Annotated in this window: 1 protein-coding gene; it reads right to left on the bottom strand. The window is 72.1% G+C overall.

All coding sequences use genetic code 11. The features are described from left to right. Positions 1 to 1,217, bottom strand: a 1,217-nt coding sequence (locus tag CCN39_RS48750; RefSeq protein ID WP_143264508.1) for a CocE/NonD family hydrolase, incomplete at both ends; no start/stop codon positions are given.

The following is a 1,217-nucleotide window of genomic DNA, read 5'->3' as shown; positions in this document are numbered from 1 at the left end:
GTGTAGACGAGGACGTCCGGCCGGGCTTCGACCTTGGCCTGGTCGAGGGGACCGGGCGCGAACTCGTTCGACATCAGCAGGGCGCCGCCGACGGTGGGCACCGGGTCGGCGGGGTCGTAGGTGAACGTGTCGGCTTCCTCGCCGGTGTCCGGGGCTTCGAAGGTGAGCCGGTCCCCGGAACGCAGGAACACGTCGGTGTCGACCGCCCGGGCCAGGGGCCACTCCTGCTCCTCGCGCCACTGGTTGATCCCCATGACGAACAGCAGCACCGGCGGCAACTCGGGTTGCGAAGGTTCGCCGCCGGGGGAGAGCCACCGGCGGAACCAGCCGAGCTCGAGGTCGGCGAACCGGCCGCGGAAGCCCAGCAGTTCCGTGCTGGCGGCCAGCCCGAAGTTGACGTCGCCGAGGTAGCCCGTGGCGTTGCCGGTGTGCGACCACGGGCCCATGATCAGGTTCGCCGGCCGGCCGGCGGCTTGCATGGCCGCGAAGTTGTCGAGGGTGCCCTGGCAGAAGATGTCGTACCAGCCGCCGGTGTTCAGGCTCGGCAGGTCGACCTCCGCCTGCCGGCCGGCGACGCGGCAGGCCGCGCTCCACTCCGGGTCCCGCCGGGACCGTTCGAAGCCGAGTTCCGGGATGCCGTGCCGTTCGAAGGCGGGGTGGTGTCCGGCGGGCAGCTCCCAGTACGTGGTCTTCGCGACGGCGTCGAGATCGCCGACCAAGGCGAAGAGCGCCTGCCCCTGGGCCGTCGGGTCGCCGGCGTGCCGGCGCAGCAGGGTGTCGACGCTGTGCATGAGCGACCAGGGCACGGTGATCCCCAGTTCGAGGGCCCCGCCGCGGGCGAAGAGCCCGTCGTCCGGCTCGGACCAGGTGACCATCGGCGAGATCGCCTTCAGCTCCGGCGGCTTGGCGAGCGCGGCCATCCACTGCGAGTTGCCGAAGTAGCTGGCTCCGAACATCCCGACGGACCCGTTCGAGCCCGGGAGCGCGGCGGCCCAGCGAACCGTGTCGTAGCCGTCGTCCAGTTCGTGCGTGAACGGCTCCCACTCGCCGTCGGAGGCGAAGCGGCCCCGGGTGTCCTGGACGACGACGAGGAAGCCGCGCCGGGCCTTGCCGACCGGGTCCATCAAGGCGGCGAGCATCGGCAGGTTCTTGCCGTAGGGCAGCCGGGTCAGCAGCACCGGCCACGGCCCCTCGGCCGCGGGCCGGTAGACGTCGGC

The organism is Amycolatopsis kentuckyensis (assembly GCF_002155975.1).
Classification (GTDB): Bacteria; Actinomycetota; Actinomycetes; order Mycobacteriales; family Pseudonocardiaceae; genus Amycolatopsis; species Amycolatopsis kentuckyensis.
The sequence above is the reverse complement of the archived record's forward strand: the minus strand, read 5'-3'. Positions and strand labels throughout refer to the sequence as shown.